The sequence below is a fragment of the Chrysiogenia bacterium genome (genome assembly GCA_020434085.1).
Taxonomy (GTDB): domain Bacteria; phylum JAGRBM01; class JAGRBM01; order JAGRBM01; family JAGRBM01; genus JAGRBM01.
Genome location: JAGRBM010000503.1, coordinates 1 through 4,869, shown reverse-complemented (window position 1 = coordinate 4,869; position 4,869 = coordinate 1). Strand labels below are relative to the sequence as shown.

The window sequence follows — 4,869 nt, the reverse complement described above, 5'->3', positions numbered from 1 at the left end:
CACCACCATCGGGGAGAGCCCCGTGCGCGTGAGCGGCACCGCCGCGCTCGATCCGCTGACGCTCGACCTCGACGTGGATGTGAGCGCGCTCTCTCTCAAACCCGCCGAGGGATACATTCGCCAGAGCTCGCAGCTCTCCCTCGACAGCGGCACGCTCGACGTGAAGGGCAAGCTGGGCCTTGCCCGCAATGATCAGGGCGAGAATGCGCTTCGCTACGCGGGGCTCGTGCACGTCAATGAGCTCGCCACCAGCGCGGCACGCAGCGGCACGAAGTTCGCCGGCGTGGGCGCGCTGCATCTCGACGGCATCGACCTGCAGACCGCGCCGCTTGTGCTCTCTCTGGAATCGCTTCGCATCGACCGCCCGAGCGTTGCCATTGCGACCGACGCGCGCGGGAAGAGCAGCCTCGCCGAGATCTTCCCGCCCAAACCGGCCGAACCGGCGCCTGCAAAGGAAGAGAGCGGCCCGGCGCCGGTCATCAATGTCACGCGCGTCGATCTGAGCGGCGGCGAGTTCTCGTTTACCGACGAGAGCCTCACCCCGGCATTTGTCATTGCACTGCGCGAACTAAAGGGGAACGTCACGGGCCTCTCATCTGATCCGCGCGAGAAGGCGGCAGTCGATCTCTCTGCCAGCGTGAACCAGCACGCGCCGCTCACGATCAAGGGCGTGATCAACCCGCTGGCGGCGCAGGCCTACAGCGATCTGAAAATCGACGCGCGCGGCATCGACCTGACTTCCTTCTCGCCCTACTCGGGCAAGTACGCGGGCTATGTGATCGACAAGGGCAAGCTCGACCTCGATCTGAAATACGGACTTGAAAAGCGCGTGCTCACCGGAGAGAACAAGGTCTTCATCGACCAGTTCACCTTCGGCGAGTCCACCGACAGCCCCGACGCAACCAGCCTGCCGGTCAAGCTCGGCGTCACGCTACTCAAGGACAGTGCCGGCGAGATCCACCTCGACGTCGCGGTGCGCGGCGAGCTCGATGATCCCAGCTTTAGCGCGAGCGGCCTGCTGGTCGACACGCTCCTCAACATCCTCACGAAGGTAACGACCTCACCCTTTTCCGCGCTCGGATCGGTCGCGGGCATGGCGGGCATCTCCAATCCCGAGGAGCTCAGCCAGATTGCCTTCGCGCCGGGCCGCGCGGTGCTCGATCTGGCGCAGCAGGAAAAGCTCGACGCGGTCGCCAGGGCACTGGCCGCAAAGGGTTCCCTCGTGCTGGAGATTCAGGGCGCGAGCGACGCACAGAGCGAGCCCCCTGCCCTGCAACTCGCGAAGGTCGAGGACCTGATCCGCCAGCGCTATCTCAAGGCCGAGGGGCTCGTCGAGCTGACCACCCCGGTTCCCGCAAGCGAGGCACGCGAGCTGCTCGAAGACATCTATGAGGAAACTTTCTCGGAGACCTGGCGCGCTGTGCGCGAAAAACTCCGGCAGGCCCGCGCCGCCGCGGGCGCCCTGTTGCTGCCCGAGCCCCAGGAAGAGGCTGCCGTCAGCGAAGAGATGAAGGAGCGCCTTGCCGCCGCGCAGGAGGTCACCGAAGCCGACCTGCGCGTGCTCTCACGAAAACGCGCCGAGGCCATTCAGAGCTATCTCATCGAAAGCGCCGGCATCGAACCCGGCCGCGTCTTCCTGCGCGAGGTATCACTCAGCGCAAAGGCAACCGAAGAGAGTGTGAACAGTGAGCTTTCGCTGAAGGTGAACTAGAGCGTCCCCTTGAAGAGGGCGCGGTCGCTGCCCTCTTCACCATCTTCGGCAAGATAGACATCGGCGAAGACACCGACGAGGATTCCCCACGGCCCCGGCGCCAGTTGCTCGCCGATGCGGAAGGCCGCGCGCAGCAGGCGCTTTTTGTTGGCATCGTTCCACAGGCCCTGGTCCTCGGGCACTTCCACCTTCGCGCTGGCGCGCTCAAGATCAACGCCCTTCGTGCGAAGCAGCAAGAGCCGCGTCTTGGCGAGCGTGTCGGCTTCCTTCGCCATCGCGCCCGTGTCGTCCCAGCCCATGGCCACCTGCGTATTGGCGAGCTGCACCGTGATCAGGTCCAGCGCCTCGTTCACCTTGCCCTCGCGCTGCAGGCGCGAGGCGTCCTTGAGTGCCATGGCGTTGGCGAAAATGACGGCGTTGCGCGCCACCGCGCGGTTGAGCGGCTCGGAGGAATCACCGCGCTTTGTCGCGGCGGCGAGTGCGGGCCGGGCAGCGCCGGCCGCATCGGCGTAGCTGAGCTTGGCGCGAAGCGGCGCGGCGGCATCACCTGTGCCCTCCATCTCCACCATCAGGATGCGCCAGTTATCCACGTCCAGGTCGCCGATGTCGATGACGATGGCACCGCTCTCGTCGCGGGGCGCATTCTCGTAGCCGTAGACCCTCCTGATCCGTGCCCCCTCTACGGCTGAAAGGCGCAGCTTCGCGCCCCGAGCCACCGGGATCAGCATGCTGCGCAGTTCTTCGCGCAGGAACTTCGCAAGGGTCTCGGCCTTGTCGGCAAAGTAGAAGTCGCCGCTGCCGTCCTCGGCGATTTTTCGCAGCACCCGCTCATCCACATCATGCCCGAGACCAATGGTCGAGATGCGCGCGCCCTCGCGGTATTCGCTTTCCGCAAGTTTTGCCAGCTCGCGTGGATTGGTTACGCCGACGTTCGATTTCCCGTCGGTGAGCAGTACGAGCCGCGAGAAGATTCCCTCGGGGAACTTCGCCATCTGGGCGTAGCCTCCGATGAGGCCTTCCTCGATGTTGGTTCCGCCGCCGGGCTGCACGTTGCGAATGGTGGCCACGATGCTCTCGCGGTTCTCGGCAGTGACCGCCACCGGGGCAATGGCCAGATGCGAGGCATCATCGAAGAGAACCAGCGAGAACCACGTCCCCGTCGGAAGTTCGAGCACCGCATTCTCAAGCGCCTTGAGCGAGTCTGTGAGCTTGTCGTCGCTACGCATGGAGCCGCTCACATCGAGCACGAAAGAGAGCCCCAGCGTAACCTTACGTTCTTCGCGGGTCGCACCGCGACTCTTCACCGCCACCTGCGCCAGGGTGCGGCCATTTTTTGCCGCGCCCGGCTGGAGCCAGGCCATCGAGAGGGCGAGCGCCTCGCCTTCCCCCGGCGCTGGCAGCTCGTCCTGGGCGAAGGCATTGATGTACTCGTCGACGCGCAGGGTCTCATCAAAGGCAAGCTGCACCGGAAGATCCGACTCCAGCGCATGATCGAGCTGCTTCTGTGTCACGTAGTAAGAGGCATTCTTGGAACCACAGGCAGCGGCAAGGCAGGCAAGCAGCAACACAAGGATGCGGGCTGGGCGAGTCATGGCGTGTCCCCCGTCGGTCGGCGATTCTGGATTGATGGGATCAGCCTATCGCAGCGCGCGCGGGGCGCGCAACGAAATCGCGCGCGATGAACACAAATTAACGGGCGAGCTGCTCGAGCAGCGCCCGGCGCAGGACCTTGCCGTTCTTGGTGCGGGGGAACTCCGTGCAGAAGTGCACCTTTTTGGGGGCCTTGTAGTCGGCCAGGTGCTCCCTGCCGTAGGCCAGGATTTCCTCCTCGCCGGGCTGCGCGCCCTCGGCGGGAATGACGCAGGCGGCGACGAGGACCTTGTCCGGGCCGATTTCTTCGCCCAGCGCAACACAGTCGGCGATGCCGGGATGGCCCTTGAGCACGCGCTCGATCTCGTGGGGGGAGATGCGGTAGCCGAAGGAATTGATGATGTCGTCGCGGCGCCCCAGAAACCAGAAGTAGCCATCCCCGTCGATGCGCCCGTAATCACCGGTGAGAAACCAGCCGTTCTTTCGCAGCGCCGCGGTCTCTTCGGGCTTCTTCCAGTATTCGAGGAACAGGCCCGGGTCGCTCTCGGGAATGCAGAGCATTCCTTCCTCGCCCCGGGGGACTTCCTCAAAGTTTTCGTCGAGCAGTTTCACGAAGTGGCCGGGCTGGGGGAAGCCCGCCGAGCCGGGACGGATGGGGCGATCGGCGCGCTGGGAAATGTAGTAGCTGCACTCACTCATGCCGATGCCCTCGTAGACATCCACGCCAAAGCGCGCCTTCCACTCGTGCAGGACTTCGTCCGAGAGATGCTCGCCCGCGCTCATGCAGTGGCGCAGCGTGGGCACGTCCTTCTTCGTAAACTCGGTGCGCTGAATGATCTGGCGATACACCGTGGGCACGCCGATGAAGGTCGTGCAGCCGTGGCGGGCGATGAGCTCGGGCCAGGTGTGTGGATCGTTCTTTCCTTCGTAGACGAGCACGCTCTTTCCCTGATAGAGCGGGTCCATCATTCCGGTGCCCAGCACGTAGGTCCAGTTGAACTTTCCCGAGTGCAGGATTCGCTCGCCTTCGACGTAGTTGAACCAGTAATGCGCCGAGGGCAGACGCCCCAGAAGCGCGCGGTGCGCGTGAAGCACGCCCTTTGGAAAACCAGTGGTTCCTGAAGTGTAGACGAGATAGGCCGGATCGCTTGCGCGCGTCCTTGCCGGCGGCTCCCACGCTTCGACTTTGGCCATTTCGGTTTCAAAGTCGAGGAGCCTTACCTTGTCGCTCGAAGGCAGCGCGCCTTCACCAAACAACAGAACCGTTTCGAGGTGCGGGTGGTGGGCGACCTCGTCGGCGAGCGCGCTCCACATGTTCTTGTGCGTGACCAGCGCGCGGGCGCCCGAGTCCTCGGCCAGGTAGCCGACTTCCTCGGCCTTGAGCAGCGTACTGGTCGGCACGGCAATGGCGCCGCTCTTCAGCGCGCCCAGGAACGAAATCGGGTATTCGAGGCAGTTGGGCAGGCGGATGAGGACGCGATCCCGGGGAGCAATCCCCAGGTCGCGCAGCACCTGCGAGAAGCGCCCCGTCTCGGCGGCGAGCTGCGCGTAGGTGGCCTCGCGCACCT

General features: G+C 64.7%; 3 protein-coding genes. 1 reads left to right on the top strand and 2 read right to left on the bottom strand.

Annotated features, from left to right (window positions below; all coding sequences use genetic code 11):
- On the top strand, positions 1-1,711 hold a 1,711-nt coding region (locus KDH09_16950; protein ID MCB0221388.1), incomplete at its 5' end, for a DUF748 domain-containing protein.
- Here the strand turns inward: KDH09_16950 and KDH09_16945 are convergent.
- Together KDH09_16945 and KDH09_16940 are read right to left on the bottom strand one after the other, a co-directional pair.
- The gene (locus KDH09_16945; GenBank protein MCB0221387.1) at positions 1,708-3,303 is read right to left on the bottom strand and encodes a VWA domain-containing protein; all 1,596 of its coding nucleotides are present in this window, start codon (positions 3,301-3,303) and stop codon (positions 1,708-1,710) included. The genes KDH09_16950 and KDH09_16945 overlap by 4 nt on opposite strands.
- A 97-nt stretch (positions 3,304-3,400) precedes the next feature.
- A partial coding sequence (locus KDH09_16940; protein MCB0221386.1) for an AMP-binding protein occupies positions 3,401-4,869 on the bottom strand: 1,469 nt, incomplete at its 5' end.

Bases quoted from the DNA above. Each gene is read 5' to 3' on its own strand.
- KDH09_16945 (MCB0221387.1), bottom strand. From the start codon at position 3,303: ATGACTCGCCCAGCCCGCATCCTTGTGTTGCTGCTTGCCTGCCTTGCC.